Here is a 17,306-nt window from a genome sequence, read left to right as displayed (position 1 = left end):
AATACGCACCAAGATACAAAAAGCAGTATTCGGTATTTAAAAAAGATATGATTTTACCATATCACCACGAGGAAGTTTAAAAAAAACTGTTCATGAGAATTTAAAATGCGATGAAAGTATTTTTAGTATTTTTGCGGAATATTTCTAAAACGTAGATTTTGAACATTACAATCGTAGGAACAGGATACGTCGGTCTCGTGACAGGCACCACGCTTGCAGAACTGGGAAACTCGGTGTACTGTGTGGATATTGACGAAAACAAGGTCGCTGCCATGAAAAACGGAGTTGTTCCTATCTATGAGCCCAATCTGGAAGAGATGTTTCTGCGAAACATCCAGTCTGAGCGGCTTTTTTTTACCACAGATCTTAAAGAAGCATTAGAAAAAAGTGAAGTGATTTATCTTGCTTTGCCCACGCCACCCGGAGAAGACGGTTCGGCCGATCTCTCGTATGTATTAAGTGTTGCCGATACTATCGGTGAAATGATGACCGAATATAAGGTGATCGTAAATAAAAGTACAGTGCCTGTAGGAACTGCTGACCGTGTGCGTGAAGCGATTTCTGCCAAAACTTCGGTAGAATTTGATGTGGTTTCCAATCCTGAATTTCTGCGTGAAGGTTTTGCCGTCGAAGATTCGATGAATCCCGCGAGAGTCGTTGTAGGCTCAAGTTCTGAAAAGGCAAAAGACATTATGGCTAAAATTTATCAGCCGTTTACCAACACCGGGATTCCGATTATTTTTATGGATGAAAAATCATCTGAACTTACAAAATACGCTTCCAACTCTTTTCTTGCCGTAAAAATCACGTTTATGAACGAGATTGCCAATTACTGTGAGAAAGTAGGCGCTGATGTCGACAAAGTACGTTTGGGCATGGGAAGCGACGACCGAATCGGCAACCGTTTTCTATTTCCCGGCATCGGATATGGTGGAAGCTGTTTCCCGAAAGATGTGAAAGCCTTAATTAAATCCGGTAAAGACGAAAATTTCAGTTTTGAAATTTTAGAAGCTACCGAGAAAGTCAATACTTCACAGAAAGTGATTCTGGTTTCGGAAATTGAAAAATATTTTGGCGGAGATCTTAGAGGAAAGAAAATTGCGTTTTGGGGACTTGCTTTTAAAGCCAATACAGACGACATCCGCGAGGCTTCTTCTCTGGATAACATTAAACTTTTGCTGGAAAAAGGTGCTGAGATTGTCGCCTACGACCTTATTGCTGAAAAAAATGTACGCCGGATTTTAGGCGAAAAAATAGAATACGCCAAAAGTATGTACGACGCGCTGGAAGGTGCCGATGCATTATTTATAGCTACCGAATGGCCGGAATTTAAAAATCCGAACTTTAGCATCATGGCGGAAAAAATGAATACGAAAGCTGTTTTTGACGGCCGGAATATGTATCCGCTGGAAATCCCCGAGCAAAACGGTTTTTTCTATAAATCGATTGGAAGAAAAACGGTTGTACAGGAGACAAGGTAAAAGTAAAAAGATTCAAGTAAAAACGAAATAACTGCCAAAAGCCAAAAGCCGGCGGCCATTAGCATAAAACAATGAAAAACATCATCATCACAGGCGGCGCAGGGTTTATCGGATCTCATGTGGTTCGGGAATTTGTAAAAAATCATCCTGAAATAACCATCATCAATCTCGATGCGCTGACGTATGCCGGAAATCTTGAAAATTTAAAAGATATTGAAAACGAACCGAATTACGTTTTCGAAAAAGCCGACATCCAATCTCGATGCGCTGACGTATGCCGGAAATCTTGAAAATTTAAAAGATATTGAAAACGAACCGAATTACGTTTTCGAAAAAGCCGACATCACGAAGCCTGAAGAACTGAGACAAGTTTTCGAAAAATACAGTCCGGATGCGGTGATTCATCTGGCAGCAGAATCTCACGTGGACCGCAGCATCACCGATCCGATGGCATTTATCAATACCAATGTGAACGGAACGGCGAATCTTCTGCAGCTCTGCAAAGAATTCTGGACGCTGAATCCGGATCATCAGCACGGAAATTTCCCTAATGAGCCGAGAACGAATCTTTTTTATCACGTTTCCACCGATGAGGTGTACGGAAGTCTGGGTGAAACCGGATTTTTCCTTGAAACAACTGCGTATGATCCGCAGTCGCCATATTCAGCTTCAAAAGCCGCTTCAGACCATTTGGTAAGAGCGTACGGAAACACCTACGGAATGCCTTTTATTTTATCGAACTGTTCGAATAATTACGGTCCGAATCACTTTCCTGAAAAGCTGATTCCGCTCTGTATTTCGAATATTCTGGAAGGAAAACCATTGCCGATTTACGGTGACGGAAAATATACGCGCGACTGGCTTTTTGTAATTGATCATGCGAAAGCGATTCATCAGATTTTCCATGAAGCGAAAACCGGTGAAACATACAATATCGGCGGATTTAATGAGTGGCAGAATATTGATCTGGTGAAAGAACTCATCAAACAGATGGATGAAAAACTGGGCAATCCGGCGGGACATTCGGAAAAACTGATCACGTACGTGAAAGACAGACCGGGCCACGACAAGCGTTATGCAATCGATGCGACCAAACTTAATAAAGATTTAGGCTGGAAACCTTCGGTAACTTTTGAGGAAGGTTTAGGCAAAACCATCGACTGGTTTTTAACTAACGAAGAATGGCTGAAAAATGTGACGAGCGGTGATTACCAGAATTATTACGAAAAGCAGTATAACTAATTCTTCAGCATCATTAATAAATGAAAGCAACAGAAACAAAACTCAAAGGCTGCTTTATTCTGGAACCGACGGTTTTTGAAGATTCGAGAGGCTATTTTTTCGAATCGTACAGTGAAAGTAAACTTGAAGAAATCTTGGGTTACAAGCCGGCATTTGTACAGGATAATGAATCGAAATCATCTTTCGGTGTCATCCGTGGACTTCACATGCAGACCGGCGATCATTCGCAGGCAAAACTCGTACGTGTCGTGCAGGGAAAAGTTTTGGATGTTGTTGTAGATGTCCGGGAAGGCTCGGAGACTTTCGGTCAGTCGGTGAGTGTTGAGCTTTCGGCAGAAAACAAGAAACAGCTGTTTATCCCGAGAGGATTTCTGCATGGTTTTTCGGTGCTTTCCGAAACGGCAGTATTCTTTTACAAATGCGATAACGGTTATAACAAAGCCTCGGAAAACGGCGTCAATCCTCTGGATACAGAACTCAACATCGACTGGGGAATTCCTCAGGATCAGATGCTGATCTCCGAGAAAGATCAGGAAGCGCAAAGCTTTGAAGAATTTAAAAAGAGTTGATAGTTCTCAGCTATTGGTTGTCAGTTGATAGTTTAATTGAATTAATATAAAAAAAAATAGATTTTGAAACACACAATGAAAGATTAAGCAGAAATTTCGAATCTCTAATCGAAACTCACGTCTGAAATCTCACATCTAAAATCTAATATCTAAAAACCAAACACAATGAAAGGAATTATACTCGCCGGCGGCTCCGGAACCCGACTTTTTCCGCTTACGATTGCGGTGAGCAAGCAGCTGATGCCGGTTTACGACAAGCCGATGATCTATTATCCGCTTTCCACACTGCTTTTGGCAGGAATCAAAGATATTCTGATCATCACCACACCGCATGACCAGGAAGGTTTCATCAAACTTCTGGGCGACGGTTCGCAGATCGGCTGCAACATCGAATACGTTGTACAGCCAAGTCCGGACGGACTGGCGCAGGCTTTTATTCTTGGTGATCAGTTTATTGGAAACGACCCTGCAGCATTGGTGTTGGGTGACAATATATTTTACGGTTCGGAAATGGGAACGTTGCTTAAAAACAAAACCAACCCGGATGGCGGCGTAGTATTCGCGTATCACGTAGCTGATCCTGAGCGTTATGGCGTAGTGGAATTTGATGAAAATTTTAAAGCCAAATCCATCGAAGAAAAACCGACAGCACCGAAATCCAATTACGCGGTTCCCGGACTGTATTTTTACGATAATAACGTGGTGGAAATCGCCAAAAACATCCAGCCTTCTCCCAGAGGTGAGCTTGAAATTACGGACATCAACAACGTATATCTCAGTCAGAGAAAACTCGAAGTGGGCGTATTGGACCGCGGAACAGCTTGGCTCGACACCGGAACATTCGATTCCTTAAATGACGCTTCCGAATTTGTAAAAGTCATCGAAAAAAGACAGGGTTTCAAAATCGGATGCATCGAAGAAATCGCCTTTCGAAACGGATTTATCACCGAAGAAAAACTCCTTGAAACCGCTGTAAAATATGGAAAAAGTGGGTATGGTGAGTATCTGAAAATGATTGCGAAAAACGGGTAACCGACCAAAATTATTTAGACATAAAAACATCCTGAATGAATGAACCACAGCAAAAGTGGACAGAAACCATAGAAGACAAACATTCTCTGTTTGATCTCAAACTGCGAGAGGTATGGAATTATAAAGACCTGATTTACATGTTTGTGAAACGCGATTTTGTATCAAGTTTCAAGCAGACTGTACTCGGTCCGATCTGGTTTTTTATCAATCCGGTTTTAACGACAATTGTCTATTTAATCGTTTTTGGTAAAATTGCCAACCTTTCAACAGACGGTGCCCCACCACTTCTATTTTATCTTGCAGGCGTTACGCTCTGGAACTATTTTGCAGGTGCGCTGACAGGTACATCTTACACATTTGCAGGTAATGCCGGGATTTTCGGTAAGGTATATTTTCCGAGGCTTGTAACTCCTATTTCTATTGTCATCTCGAATCTTATGCGTTTTGGAGTACAGATGTTACTGTTTATTGTAGTCTGGATTTATTATTTAAGCAAAGGTGAAGTACATCCAAACTGGTGGGTTTTGGCTACACCCTTTCTCATCTTATTAATGGCACTTTTTGCCTTAGGTGTAGGAATGATATTTTCTGCGCTGACTACAAAATATAAAGATTTAAATATGCTTTTGGGATTTGGTGTCAGCTTATATATGTATGCTACGCCTGTCATTTACCCAACCTCGGCATTATCCGGAATTTTTAAAAAACTGGCTTATTATAATCCTCTTACAGGAGTTTTTGAATGTTTTAAATATGCCTGGATTGGTGTCGGAGACTTTTCACCCATGATGCTGGGCATCAGTACCATTATTATTTTAATACTTCTAGCCATCGGAACCCTCGTATTTAATAAAGTGGAAAAAACCTTTATGGATACCGTTTAGAGAAAACTAAAATTCCAGATCAGTAAGATTCAAAAACACAACAAAATGCTTGCACTAAAGGCAGAAAATATATCAAAACAATACAGACTCGGGCAGGTGGGAACGGGAACCATTTCTCACGACCTTAACCGTTTCTGGCACAAAATGCGCGGAAAGGAAGATCCTTATCTTCAGATAGGTGAAGCCAATGACCGAGCCGTAAAAAGCGACTCACAATATGTCTGGTCACTGCGTGATATTAATTTCGAGATAGAACAGGGTGACGCCGTAGGCATTATCGGCAGAAACGGAGCCGGAAAATCTACTTTGCTTAAACTTCTGAGTAAAGTGACGAAACCGACTACCGGAAAAATCTACACCAATGGCCGCATTGCCTCATTGCTTGAGGTAGGAACCGGTTTTCACCCGGAAATGACGGGCCGGGAAAATGTTTTTCTGAACGGTGCCATCTTAGGCATGAGCAGGAAAGAGATCAAAAGAAAATTTGATGAGATCGTAGATTTCTCCGGTGTTGAGCGGTATATAGATACGCCTGTAAAAAGATATTCATCCGGAATGTATGTACGCTTAGCATTTGCAGTGGCTGCGCACCTTGAATCTGAAATTCTTATCGTTGATGAGGTTTTGGCAGTAGGTGACGCCGAGTTTCAGAAGAAATGTCTTGGCAAGATGGGTGATGTAACGAAAGGTGAAGGGAGAACGATTCTATTTGTAAGTCATAATATGGCGGCGATCAAAAATCTTTGTAATAAGGGAATTATTTTAGAAAATGGGCTTTTAAAATATTCTTCAGATAATATTGAAGATGCAGTGAACAATTATTTTTCTTCAGATAAAATAGATCACCAATTAGAAAGAGAGTTTGATCAGAATCTAAAAGAGTTTGGAAATCCAAATGCTCGGCTAAATAGAGTCAAGGTAGACATTCCTTCAAAGGAAACATTTATTACCATCAAAGATGAAATTAAGATAATTATTGATTTTGAATTATTAAATACATTAGAACACTTTAATCTGGCAGTTAATTTTAAAACTATTTCAGATGACGCTATTGTATTTAGCCAGATTACAAATGTGATCTGCGCGCAAAAAGGAACCTATCAGGCTGTTTTAGAAATTCCTGGGAATTTTTTGAATTCAAAGATTTACGAGATAGATTTACATTTTGTAAATAATAGCGTCCTCATGTTTACTGTTCCCAGTATTATCAGTTTTGAAACACTTGACTTGAGAGACAATATCAATTTCTACGGCACATGGGCAGGCTATGTGAGACCGCAACTTAACTTTTTAATAAACAGTAAATTATGATTATTAAGAGAATTTATTTTATGGTTGGACGTATTTTAGGATTCTTTGAAAACAGAAAAACCAATACAACAATTGTGAAAAGGAATGTGCGTTATAATATCGGTAAAGTAAATATGCACAGTTCATATATAGATGATTTGATACCACAGGCTGTTACGATTGGAGAAAACTTTGTTTCATCTATAAACTCTGTGATTTTGGCTCACGATGCGTCGTTATATAATCATATTGGAAAACATAGAATTGAAGAAGTTATCATAGGAGATAATGTATTTTTAGGCACAGGTGTTATAGTGTTGCCTGGAGTGAAAATTGGTGACGGTGCAATTGTAGGAGCAGGCGCAGTTGTCACCAAAGATGTCAAACCGTACACTGTTGTAATTGGTAATCCGGCAAGATACCACTGCACAGTAGAGGAATATATTGAAAGATGCAAATCAAAAAATGTCTTATTTGACACTCCTGAGAGTTTTAAAAAATATTATGAAAATTCGTTATCACAAACCGAAATTGACGAGTTTCAAACTAAATATTTAGAAGAGAAAAGGAGATAATTATTTATTTTACTTTTGCTAATTGTTTTGTACAAACTGAGATGAGTATTAAAAAAAATATATCACAAGCGCTTCCATCAGGCTTGATAAAGATTCTTAAATCTATATATTATTTTAGGTACACTTTTAATAAATTTCTTAGTAAGATTAATTTTAATAAATTAACTCCCAGATATTTTTATAATAAAGAAATAAAAAAATTTGATTTAATTATTTATGACAGCATATTCCCAAACCCTATCTCTGGTTTTCGATTTGCCGAATTTAATTCTTTATTAGCAACATTTGATAAGGTAAAAATCATTGTCAATCCGATAGATTATCAATCTTTAAATCAAAAAGCAGATGATCACAAAAATGATTTAAACCTTTTAAAGAAAACTAATCCAAAGTCTTATACAAAAACATTTGTAGGTAGTGTAAAAGACATAAAGAATACTAAATTATTTTATTGTGTTTTTTTAAACAACATATACGAAAGTTTGCCACAGCTGGAAAAGAACAAAATAGGTTTTGTTTTTACGCTCTATCCTGGAGGAGGTTTTGATACAAAAGATGAAGTTGCTCTGAAGAAGTTAGAGCAAGTTTTATCTTCAAAATATTTTAAAGGAGTTATTGTAACCCAGCAATTTACTCATGATTTTATAACAGAAAGTTTTGGTTGTCCTGAAAACAAAATATTGAATATTTTCGGATGTATTGTTCCTCAAAATTCTATTAATATAACGAGAACAAGAAGGTTTCAGAATGGCATGAAGGTACAGGTTTGTTTTTGTGCAGCAAAATACACTGAGATTGGAGCAGATAAAGGTTATGATATTTTTATAGAAACTGCAAAAATTTTAATTTCGAAAGGGTATAATATACATTTTAATATAATTGGTGGCTATGGCAGCAAAGTCATAAGTATTGATGGTCTTGAGAAGTTCTTTACTTTTTACGGTTATAAAAAGTATGAAGATTTACAGGCAATATTTTTAGACCAAGATATTATCGTTTCACCAAATAGACCTTTCGTACTAAATGTTGGAAGTTTTGACGGTTTTCCGCTCGGAGCGGTTGTTGAAGCAGTTTTAAACGGAGCTGTGCCAATAGTAACAGATGAGTTGAAACAAAATACAGTATTCAGCAGCGACGAAATTATGATAGTGAAACCCAATGCAGAAGAAACTGCTGAAAAAATTGAAAAACTGATAGCTGCTCCTGAACTATTAAATTCGATTTCCAAAAAAGCACAGAAAAAATTCAGGGAAATTTACAGCGAGAGTTATCAATTAGATAAGAGAATTGATTATATAAAAAAATACGTTTATGATACCAGTAGCTAAGCCTTTTTTGCCACCACAATCAGAGTATCAGGAATATTTAGACAATATTTGGAAGAGACAATGGTTGACTAATATGGGTCCATTAGCAAGCCAATTGGAAATGGAATTAAAAGATTATCTCAAAATTAATCATTTACTTTTTGTTACTAATGGAACTGTTGCTTTACAAATGGCAATAAAAGCATTAGAAATTACGGGAGAAATTATCACTACTCCTTTTTCATTTGTTGCTACCACCAGTTCTATTGTTTGGGAAGGCTGCACGCCTGTTTTCGTAGATATCGATGCCAACACTCTAAATATTGATCCTCAAAAAATTGAAGCCGCCATCACTGAGAAAACCACTGCAATTTTGGCGACTCATGTGTATGGAAATCCATGTGACGTTTCAGCTATTGAGAAAATTGCAGAAAAGCATAATTTAAAAGTTATATATGATGCCGCACACGCATTTGGAGTTGTTGTAAATGGTAAATCAATTTTTGAGTATGGTGATATTTCAACCTGTTCCTTACATGCAACCAAACTTTATCATTCGATAGAAGGCGGTCTGCTAATTACAAAAGATGCTGAGATTCTTAAAAAACTCGCTTCAATTAGAAATTTTGGGATTTCAGGATTTGATACATTCTCTGAATTAGGAATCAATGGAAAAAATTCTGAGTTTCATGCTGCAATGGGATTGCTGAATTTAAAATATATATCTGCAATAAAAGAGAAAAGAAAGAAATTAGCTGATTTATATGACGAAAAGCTGAAAAGTTTAAAAGCATTCAGACCTATCTGTCACAGTCAGTCAGAAAATAATCATGCATATTATCCTGTCGTTTTGGAAAGCGAAGAATTACTTCTCAAACTAAAAAAGGAAATGGATAAACAGGAAATTTTTACAAGAAGATACTTCTATCCAAGTCTCGCATCGGCGCTTCCCTACCTGCCGAAAATAGAATTACCCATCACAGAAGACATTTCAAAAAGAGTACTATGTCTTCCTCTATTTTATGATTTAACTTTTGAAGAAGTGGATTTGATTGTCCGTGTAATGCTAAGGATTCAAAACAATTAAAAATGTTAATATTAGGAGCAAAAGGTTTTGCCAAAGAAGTTTTAGAGATCTGTCATAATAATGACGAACTTTCAAATCTTGCATTTTTTGATAACGTTAATGCAGAAATCAACGGATTACTGTATAACAAATTTCAAATTATCAAAACGCTCGAACATGCAAAATTTTTTTTTCAAAAGATCGACGGCAGGTTTACTATTGGAATTGGCAATCCTCGTGTCCGTGAAAACCTGGCAAAGCAGTTTATAAAACTCGGAGGAAAACTTCATTCAACAATAAGCAGCAAAGCTGACATCGGTTCATATGGCATTGATATAGGAGATGGCGCAAATATCTTAGATGGCGTAAAAATTTCAAACGATGTAAAGATTGGTTTAGCGCCAATTATCTACTATAACTCAATAATAACACACGATGTGAAAATTGGAGATTTTGTCGAAATTTCACCAGATGTAAAAATATTGGGAAGGGCAACTGTGGGAAATTTTTGTCAATTAGGAGCGGGCACCATCATTCTCCCGGATATAAAAATAGGGAATAATGTCACAACAGGTGCCGGAGCAGTTGTTACGAAAGACTTACCTGATAACTGTACCGCTGTAGGAGTTCCATCAAAAATTATAAAACACAGTAAATGAACAGTCCTTTAATAAGTGTGGTAATGATTACCTATGGCCACGAAGATTTTATTGAGAAAAGCATTGAAGGAGTTTTAGCTCAAATTTTTGATGGTAATATTGAACTCATTATTTCAGACGATTGTTCTCCTGATAAAACTCGGCATCTGGTTGAAAAATTTATTTCAAATCACCCGAATGGTCGTTGGATAAAATATATCAGACACGAAGAAAACAAGGGTGCAGTGCCTAATTTTATCTGGTCTCTAAAACAAGCCGAAGGTGAATATATTGCTCTCTGCGAAGGTGACGATTATTGGACAGATCCCTTTAAATTACAAAAGCAAATAGATTTTTTAGGCAAACAAGAAGATTATGTAATATGTTTTCATAAAGTAAAAGTTCTAAAACAAAATAGGGAAATACTTGACGATCACATTACTAATATCCCAAAAAATTATGAAGTAAGAAAAACATTGGCCGAAAACTCCAATTATATTCATACGCCCAGTGTAGTTTTTAAAAACATGCATCTTGACGAAATAGACAGCATAGAATTTCAGAACACACCTATTGGTGACTATTTCCTATATTTATTACTAACTATACACGGTAAAATTGGTTATATTCCAGAAGTAATGGCGGTTTATAGACATGGAGTAGGAATATTTAGTTCTTTGGGTACTTTAAAAAGTATTGAGGCTAACTTATTATTATATACCAATCTCTATTCTATCGAAGTTCAAAATGAAATTAAGGACATATTTTATTTGAAAATAAAACAGTGTTTACAGCAATTAGAAAATGAGATTACAAACCTGCAGACAGAAAACAGTAAGTACAAAACAATCTTAAAATCTAACAGATACAGATTTGTTGATCGGTTTTTTTCATTTATTGGCCGCTGATTGAATATCGGAAGAACACAAGATATGAATACAAAAAATGATCTAAGCCGACAAAACAGTTTCGATTTCATCCGGCTCCTTCTTTCGTCTCTGGTAATCATATCGCACTCGTATCCACTTACGGGGAACGAAAATCAGGAGATTCTATCCAATATTACAAACGGGCAGATTGATTTTGGAAGCTTCGCGGTGAACGGTTTCTTTGCGCTGAGTGGGTATTTTATTTTTCAAAGCCTGCAACGAAGTGAAAATATTGCCAATTATATCTGGAAAAGACTTTTAAGACTTTACCCAGCGTTGATTGTTTTATTTTTATTTACAGGACTATTAGTTCCTTTTTTATATCAAGGCAATCACCTGACATCGACGTTAAAAAATTACTGGAAATTTGCAGCCGACGGTTTGTCGCTCTACAATGTTAAATATTTCATTCCCGGAATTTTCGGGCAAAATCCTTACAAAGGCGCAGTTAATGGCAGTCTCTGGACTTTGGCTTACGAATTTTCCATGTATATGGTAGTAATGCTTTTTTTTACCGTCAGAAGAAATAGAATGACTTCTCTACTTGTCTTCATAGCGTTTGTGGCATCATATTTTTTTTTCGCATTCAAACCAGATTTTCTGGCAATAACATTTAAAAAGCTTAATCTCGATACGGCTCAGCTTTACAGGCTTTCGACTTATTTTCTCGCAGGCAGTTTTCTTACATTTTTACCTTTAAAAGAGTGGAATACACTGCTTAACCGATCTATTCTGTCTCTTGTTTTATTGACTTCCCTTTTTGCCGGATTATTTCAGTGGGTTGCCCCATTGGTTTTACCTGTTCTCATTCTTCTCTTCGGTTTTTTAAAATCAGAAAAACTGTCTTTTTTCAGCGAAAAACTGGGCGACATCTCATACGGTGTTTACATTTATGGGTTTTTAGTTCAACAGATTTTCATGAGTTATTTTGAGCTTAAACCTTTTCCACTGATGATTTTCAGTCTCACTGTAACCTATATTTTAGCCTATCTTTCATGGCATTTGGTAGAAAAGAAAATGCTTACATTTAAAAATCTGGTGAGATGAAAAAAAATAAGCTTGCCATCATCATTCCTTACTACAAGACTGATTTTTTCGAAGAAACGGTAAAATCTGTTTCTGCGCAGACGAATAAAAATTTCACCCTCTACATTGGTAATGATGCAAGTCCGCACGATCCTTTACCGATTATTTTAAAATATTTTAAAAAAGAAGAATTCAATTATTACAATTATTCAGATAATCTCGGAGGAAAAAATCTGGCGCTGCAATGGGAGCGCATTTTAGAGAATGTTTCGGAAGAATGGTTTCAGATTTTGGGTGATGATGATATGATTTCTGAAAATTTTGTCGAAGAGTTTTACCTGCAGCTTCCTGAATTGACAGGGAAAAATTTGAATATTTTAAAGTTTAGATTTGATTGGGTTGATGAAAATAATAACCTGCTCAAAATTAACGATTACGGGAAAAAATTCTTCTTTGCACATGAAATCTTGGAAAAGAAATACCGCTTACAGATGAATAACAGCCTTTCTGAAAATATTTTTCGTAATTCCGTTTTCAGAAAGTATAAATTTGAAAAAATTCCGCTGGCCTGGGGATCAGACGACCTTGCTCTATTAAAGTTTTCTGAGCGTAAACAGATCATATTCTGCAGCAATGCGAAAGTGATTATAAGAATTTATCATAACAGTATTTCAGGATCTTCAGAAAAAGGCGTTGAAAAAAGTAATGCTTTTAACATTTACCGGGAAAAACTGATCATGGATTACTCATCATATTTTTCCCAAACTTTTATAAAATCTGTACTTGATGACTATTTATCGTGGTGTCACTATAAAAGTAAAAGTGTGAACTGGCACGTTATTTTTTTTCTAATTATAAATTTGAAAATTTTTGATGCTCTAAAAACAGCGAAGAAAATATTCTATATTAAACGAAAGCAAAGCTTTATAAAATAATATGCAAAAAAGTTTTCTGCAAAAACTACGCTCCATATATCGTCATTTAAAGCAAATATTGATACTGTTTTCAGATTTCAAAAATTTCGGACAGTTTATATTTCCTTCAAAGATACCTTTGATTATCATAAACTTCAATCAGTTAGAAAATTTAAAAAAAACAATACAATTTGCCCAGTCATATGGTTTTGAAGAAATTGTTATCATTGACAATACTTCCACATATCCTCCTCTACTGGAATATTATGAGGAAATCTGCAACGACGTGACTTTACTTCGAATGGAGAGCAACTACGGTCATATGGTGTTTTTTAAAAATGCAGAACTTTATAACAAGTACGGAAAAAACTTTTTTATTCTCACAGACGCAGATATAGAGCCCAATAAGAACCTACCTAAAAATTTCAGAAGAATACTGCTTAAAAATCTCTTGAAATATTACTCAGATATTTTAAAAGTTGGCTTTGCCTTAAAAATAGATGATATCCCAAACAGTTATCCTGCAAGAGATAAGGTATTGAAGTGGGAGAAAAAATTTTGGGAAGATGAACGCAGTAGAAACATTTTTTTCTCGCACATAGACACTACTTTTGCATTATATAAACCTGATCCTAAAAGGAACATGAAGTTTGCACAAGATTTTTACTTAGCTATCAGAATCGGAGGGAATATGACTGCGAGACACTTGGGTTGGTACATTAACTATCACAACCTGTCAGACGAGCAAAGATATTATACACAACTGGCAGATTCCAGCAGCTCCTGGATTATTGATGACCTGGGGAAGACTAAAAGTGATGATTACCAATGAAAATATCCATCGCACTCTGTACCTACAACGGTGAAAAATATCTCGCAGCGCAGCTTGATTCAATCCTGAATCAGACCGTGAAAGCTGATGAGATCGTTATCTGTGATGATGGGTCCAAAGATCTTACAATTCAGATTTTACAGCATTATGATCGAATGCATTCCGGATTATTTAAGATTTTTCTCAACGAAAAAAACTTGGGCTATTCGCGAAATTTTGAAAAAGCGATCTCCAACTGTACGGGAAACATCATCATAATCAGCGATCAGGATGACATCTGGAATGAGAACAAAATAGAAAAGACAAAGGCTTTTTTTTCTGAACATCCAAATGCCGACGGAGTTTTTCATGATCTGGAAATTATTAATGATGATCAGAAAATCCTGGAGCCTTCATACCTAAACTGGAAAAACATTTCCTATGATTTCGTTAAAGAAAATATCAGAAGCAGCCATCTTTTTATCAGGCAGCAGACGATGGGAAGCTTTGTTTTGGGCTGTGCACTGGCTTTAAGGCAATCTGCTCTGAAAAAATATGAGCTCCACAATTTTGAGACTGCACACGATTATCTTATATCTCAGAAGCTCGCCGCAAAAAACAAACTCGGCTTTATTCCTGAAACGCTCTCCAAATACCGTCAGCACGAAAAGCAGGTATGTGGCCTTCGCGAAGCTTTTAAAAATCCTGAAAAAAAACAGGGCAACAGAGAACTTTCTGAGTTTCAAAAAAAGGTAGGTCCGTCTTTGTTGGCCATAAAAAAATACACCCATCTGTATCCTACCGAAGATGTGACGAAAACAGATGTTTACCGGATTTTTACCGAAAACAGAAACAGCTATCTGATGAATCTTCCCTTTTTTGAAAGAAAAAAATACATTCTGCAGTGCATTTGTTACCAGTATTTAGATCTGAATTTCACTGATCTTTTTAAGTATTAAAACCCGCTAAAATCATGGACGTCAGCATCTGCATTACTACTTATAACCACGAAAAATACATCAGACAATGCCTGATGAGCATTTTTGAGCAGAAATTTTCCGGAACTTATGAGATCGTTATCGGTAATGACAATTCGTCTGATCAGACAGAAGCAATTATTCAGAACATCATGGTTGAACATCCTCTCGGCAGCCGAATTGTTTATCTTAAAAACAATCCGAACATTGGCTACGTAAAAAATACGCTGTGCACTTTTGAGGAAGCCAAAGGAAAATACATCGCAATTTTGGATGGTGACGATTACTGGACAGACGATTTAAAAATTCAGAAACAGTTTGACCTTCTGGAAAAGAATGAAAAATTGTCTGCCGTGGGCACCAATTCAAAGGTCATTTACGAAGATGCCGATATTCAAAGTCACCGCTACAACCATTTACCGGAAAGAATTTTGCAGAAAGAAAATCTGACTGACATTTCAGTTTTTCAGACGTCTACCTTATTTTTCAGAAAAGATATTCTTAAGCGGGACTTTCCGACAGATATCATTTCTGCCGACCGTTGTCTTTATTTACTGGCCGGATGTTATGGTGACGTAAAATGTTTAGCTGAAGAAACCTCTGTTTACAGACAGTTTCAGGGCAGCATCTCGAAAAATGTACCGTATGAGGTTATGAAAAAAGATTTTGCCATTGTTCCTTTCATCAGAAAATACAATGCAGATTACCGCAACTCAAAACTGAAGGCTTATTTTTATTATACTTTGATGACGTATCCCAAAACCATGAGCCGAAGCAGGTTTTACCGTGCTGCAGCAGGCTATGCTGTTTATAATATTTTATCTAAATTCACCCCTCATCCTCTGAAACTCTATACTCTTCTAAAATGGACGCGTCATACCGTGATGCAGAAATATGAGTACAAAAAAAGGAACCACGGTTTTATATAACAGCAAATGATTACAGGCAACGGTCTTATCGCAAAATCCCTGCAGAATATCGATTCGGATGATGTATTGTTTTTCGCCTCCGGCGTATCCAACTCTCTGGAAACGAGAGATTCTGAATTTGAGCGTGAATATACGCTTCTGAAAAATACGATCGGAAACAGTGCCGGAAAAACTTTTGTTTACTTCTCTACCTGCAGCATTTACGACTCTTCCAAAAACAACAGCCAGTACGTTCTGCACAAGCTGAAAATGGAGCAGGTTATTGCCGAGATGTGCGACCGCTATTATATTTTGCGGGTAAGCAACGCCGTCGGAAAAGGAGGAAATCCCAATCTTCTCATCAATTATCTCGTGCGGGAAATTATAAATAATTCTAAAATCACGGTTTACACCAAAGCGACAAGAAATCTGATCGATGTGGAAGACGTATGTAAAATCACGGGTGAAATTCTTAAAAACTTTACGCCCAATCAGATTTTCAATTTAGCGTATCTGCAGAATTTTTCTATTATTGAGATTACCGAAACGATTTCCAAAGTTTTAGGAACGGAACCGCTGCTTCAGCTGCAGAATAAAGGTTCAGGTTACGAAATCGAAGTATCTAAGATTGAGAATTATTTTAAAGAAAACAATCTCACCGACAAAGATCAGTATCTCAGCAATTTAATTATGAAATATTATAAAATTTAAATGATGCCGAAAGTATTTGTCATTATTGTCACCTACAATGCCATGAAATGGGCAGAAAGATGTTTCAGCAGTCTGAGGAAATCTTCTGTGCCTGTGCATACGATTGTAGTGGATAACGGTTCGGCCGACGGCACGCAAGATTATATTCAGGCTCATTTTCCGGAGGTAGATTTTTTACAGTCTCCTGAAAATTTAGGCTTCGGAAAGGCAAACAACATCGGAATCGAAAAAGCTTATAAAGAGGGAGCAGATTTTTTTTACCTGATGAATCAGGATGCATGGATTTTTGAAGATTCTGTACAGCAATTAGTTGATGTTTATAAAAATCATCCAGATCAAGAAGAAATCGGTATTTTAAGTCCAATGCACCTGGATGGAAGCGAAAAGAAGCTGGATTTTCATTTTGAGAACTATTTAGGAAAATATTCAAAAACCAACAGGCTGTTGTCGGATCTTTATCTTGACCAAGAGCGTGACTGGTACGAGATCGATTTTGTGAACGCTGCGCACTGGCTTCTTCCAAAGTCAACGGTGGAAAAAATCGGAGGCTTCAATCCATTCTATTTTCATTATGGTGAAGATTATGATTATGTAAACCGCGTAATGTTTCGCGGGAAAAAGATTATACTTTGCCCAAAAAGCCGTGTCGTACACGATACGAAACAAAGTTATAAGATGATGAATGATGAGGAAGCTTACAAAGAAAAATGGCTTTCTTTGCGGTTGCAAAAACAGACACAGTTTATGAATCCGGCCAGAAATTTTGATTCTAGAAAAGAAAAAAAGAAGCTCATCCGGGATTTTTACAAATTTTACATAAAAGGTTACAAAAAAGAGCATGTCGAGCAGCGCGAAATGATGCGGTATTTTATACCGCATCTGCATGAAATAGATGAGCACCGGCAGAAAATTCTACATGCGCCACATCCTTTTTTAAATATTTAAT

Annotated in this window: 17 protein-coding genes and 1 pseudogene; all 18 read left to right on the top strand. The window is 36.8% G+C overall.

The window, feature by feature from the left end; genetic code table 11:
• Positions 1-158: 158 nt before the first annotated feature.
• The 18 genes and pseudogenes from ASG01_RS06545 to ASG01_RS06460 all read left to right on the top strand — a co-directional run bounded on the left by ASG01_RS06545 (position 159) and on the right by ASG01_RS06460 (position 17,305).
• Positions 159-1,481: a UDP-glucose dehydrogenase family protein gene (locus ASG01_RS06545; RefSeq protein WP_055861637.1), complete on the top strand. Its 1,323-nt coding sequence runs from the start codon at positions 159-161 to the stop codon at positions 1,479-1,481.
• 71 nt (positions 1,482-1,552) lie between these two features.
• A pseudogene (rfbB, locus tag ASG01_RS06540) lies at positions 1,553-2,723 on the top strand (dTDP-glucose 4,6-dehydratase).
• 20 nt (positions 2,724-2,743) lie between these two features.
• A complete protein-coding gene (gene rfbC / locus ASG01_RS06535) occupies positions 2,744-3,292 on the top strand; it encodes a dTDP-4-dehydrorhamnose 3,5-epimerase (RefSeq protein ID WP_055861635.1) in 549 nt (182 codons plus the stop codon).
• 165 nt (positions 3,293-3,457) lie between these two features.
• Positions 3,458-4,324, top strand: coding sequence for a glucose-1-phosphate thymidylyltransferase RfbA (gene rfbA, locus ASG01_RS06530; RefSeq protein WP_055861632.1), 867 nt, complete (start codon positions 3,458-3,460; stop codon positions 4,322-4,324).
• Between the two features lie 35 nt (positions 4,325-4,359).
• Entirely contained in the window at positions 4,360-5,208 is an 849-nt protein-coding gene (locus ASG01_RS06525; protein ID WP_055861629.1) for an ABC transporter permease, read from the top strand.
• Between the two features lie 45 nt (positions 5,209-5,253).
• Positions 5,254-6,519, top strand: a complete 1,266-nt coding sequence (locus ASG01_RS06520) for an ABC transporter ATP-binding protein (RefSeq protein ID WP_055861626.1) — start codon at positions 5,254-5,256, stop codon at positions 6,517-6,519.
• Positions 6,516-7,073: an acyltransferase gene (locus ASG01_RS16310; protein WP_055861624.1), complete on the top strand. Its 558-nt coding sequence runs from the start codon at positions 6,516-6,518 to the stop codon at positions 7,071-7,073. The genes ASG01_RS06520 and ASG01_RS16310 overlap by 4 nt, the downstream gene beginning before the upstream one ends.
• Positions 7,074-7,114: 41 nt before the next feature.
• On the top strand, positions 7,115-8,401 hold the full coding sequence (locus ASG01_RS06510; protein ID WP_055861620.1) for a glycosyltransferase family 4 protein: 1,287 nt from the start codon (positions 7,115-7,117) through the stop codon (positions 8,399-8,401).
• A complete protein-coding gene (locus ASG01_RS06505) occupies positions 8,385-9,467 on the top strand; it encodes a DegT/DnrJ/EryC1/StrS family aminotransferase (RefSeq protein ID WP_055861617.1) in 1,083 nt (360 codons plus the stop codon). The genes ASG01_RS06510 and ASG01_RS06505 overlap by 17 nt, the downstream gene beginning before the upstream one ends.
• A gap of 2 nt (positions 9,468-9,469) precedes the next feature.
• The gene (locus tag ASG01_RS06500) at positions 9,470-10,105 is read left to right on the top strand and encodes an acetyltransferase (RefSeq protein WP_055861615.1); all 636 of its coding nucleotides are present in this window, start codon (positions 9,470-9,472) and stop codon (positions 10,103-10,105) included.
• Positions 10,102-10,992 carry a glycosyltransferase family 2 protein gene (locus tag ASG01_RS06495; protein WP_082498298.1) on the top strand — a complete coding sequence of 297 codons (891 nt, stop codon included), beginning with the start codon at positions 10,102-10,104 and terminating at the stop codon, positions 10,990-10,992. The genes ASG01_RS06500 and ASG01_RS06495 overlap by 4 nt, the downstream gene beginning before the upstream one ends.
• A 24-nt stretch (positions 10,993-11,016) precedes the next feature.
• Complete coding sequence (locus ASG01_RS06490) at positions 11,017-12,060, top strand: acyltransferase family protein (RefSeq protein WP_131725326.1); 1,044 nt, start codon at positions 11,017-11,019, stop codon at positions 12,058-12,060.
• Positions 12,057-12,974, top strand: a complete 918-nt coding sequence (locus ASG01_RS06485) for a glycosyltransferase family A protein (protein ID WP_055861605.1) — start codon at positions 12,057-12,059, stop codon at positions 12,972-12,974. The genes ASG01_RS06490 and ASG01_RS06485 overlap by 4 nt, the downstream gene beginning before the upstream one ends.
• Before the next feature lie 118 nt (positions 12,975-13,092).
• A complete protein-coding gene (locus ASG01_RS06480) occupies positions 13,093-13,785 on the top strand; it encodes a glycosyltransferase (RefSeq protein ID WP_238584506.1) in 693 nt (230 codons plus the stop codon).
• Entirely contained in the window at positions 13,782-14,723 is a 942-nt protein-coding gene (locus ASG01_RS06475; RefSeq protein ID WP_055861599.1) for a glycosyltransferase, read from the top strand. The genes ASG01_RS06480 and ASG01_RS06475 overlap by 4 nt, the downstream gene beginning before the upstream one ends.
• A 14-nt stretch (positions 14,724-14,737) precedes the next feature.
• Complete coding sequence (locus ASG01_RS06470; protein WP_055861597.1) at positions 14,738-15,670, top strand: glycosyltransferase; 933 nt, start codon at positions 14,738-14,740, stop codon at positions 15,668-15,670.
• Between the two features lie 6 nt (positions 15,671-15,676).
• Positions 15,677-16,360 carry an NAD-dependent epimerase/dehydratase family protein gene (locus ASG01_RS06465; RefSeq protein WP_055861593.1) on the top strand — a complete coding sequence of 228 codons (684 nt, stop codon included), beginning with the start codon at positions 15,677-15,679 and terminating at the stop codon, positions 16,358-16,360.
• Positions 16,361-16,363: 3 nt separating this feature from the next.
• Positions 16,364-17,305, top strand: coding sequence for a glycosyltransferase family 2 protein (locus ASG01_RS06460; protein ID WP_082498311.1), 942 nt, complete (start codon positions 16,364-16,366; stop codon positions 17,303-17,305).
• The last annotated feature ends 1 nt before the right edge of the window (position 17,306 follow it).

It is taken from the genome of Chryseobacterium sp. Leaf180, assembly GCF_001424585.1.
In the GTDB taxonomy this organism is placed as follows: domain Bacteria; phylum Bacteroidota; class Bacteroidia; order Flavobacteriales; family Weeksellaceae; genus Chryseobacterium.
The sequence above is the reverse complement of the archived record's forward strand: the minus strand, read 5'-3'. Positions and strand labels throughout refer to the sequence as shown.

Bases quoted from the DNA above. Each gene is read 5' to 3' on its own strand.
- ASG01_RS06485 (WP_055861605.1), top strand. From the start codon at position 12,057: ATGAAAAAAAATAAGCTTGCCATCATCATTCCTTACTACAAGACTGAT.
- ASG01_RS06475 (WP_055861599.1), top strand. From the start codon at position 13,782: ATGAAAATATCCATCGCACTCTGTACCTACAACGGTGAAAAATATCTC.
- ASG01_RS06495 (WP_082498298.1), top strand. From the start codon at position 10,102: ATGAACAGTCCTTTAATAAGTGTGGTAATGATTACCTATGGCCACGAA.
- ASG01_RS06525 (WP_055861629.1), top strand. From the start codon at position 4,360: ATGAATGAACCACAGCAAAAGTGGACAGAAACCATAGAAGACAAACAT.
- ASG01_RS06470 (WP_055861597.1), top strand. From the start codon at position 14,738: ATGGACGTCAGCATCTGCATTACTACTTATAACCACGAAAAATACATC.
- rfbA (WP_055861632.1), top strand. From the start codon at position 3,458: ATGAAAGGAATTATACTCGCCGGCGGCTCCGGAACCCGACTTTTTCCG.
- ASG01_RS06500 (WP_055861615.1), top strand. From the start codon at position 9,470: ATGTTAATATTAGGAGCAAAAGGTTTTGCCAAAGAAGTTTTAGAGATC.
- ASG01_RS06505 (WP_055861617.1), top strand. From the start codon at position 8,385: ATGATACCAGTAGCTAAGCCTTTTTTGCCACCACAATCAGAGTATCAG.
- ASG01_RS06510 (WP_055861620.1), top strand. From the start codon at position 7,115: ATGAGTATTAAAAAAAATATATCACAAGCGCTTCCATCAGGCTTGATA.
- ASG01_RS06520 (WP_055861626.1), top strand. From the start codon at position 5,254: ATGCTTGCACTAAAGGCAGAAAATATATCAAAACAATACAGACTCGGG.
- ASG01_RS06460 (WP_082498311.1), top strand. From the start codon at position 16,364: ATGCCGAAAGTATTTGTCATTATTGTCACCTACAATGCCATGAAATGG.
- ASG01_RS16310 (WP_055861624.1), top strand. From the start codon at position 6,516: ATGATTATTAAGAGAATTTATTTTATGGTTGGACGTATTTTAGGATTC.
- ASG01_RS06465 (WP_055861593.1), top strand. From the start codon at position 15,677: ATGATTACAGGCAACGGTCTTATCGCAAAATCCCTGCAGAATATCGAT.
- rfbC (WP_055861635.1), top strand. From the start codon at position 2,744: ATGAAAGCAACAGAAACAAAACTCAAAGGCTGCTTTATTCTGGAACCG.
- ASG01_RS06490 (WP_131725326.1), top strand. From the start codon at position 11,017: ATGAATACAAAAAATGATCTAAGCCGACAAAACAGTTTCGATTTCATC.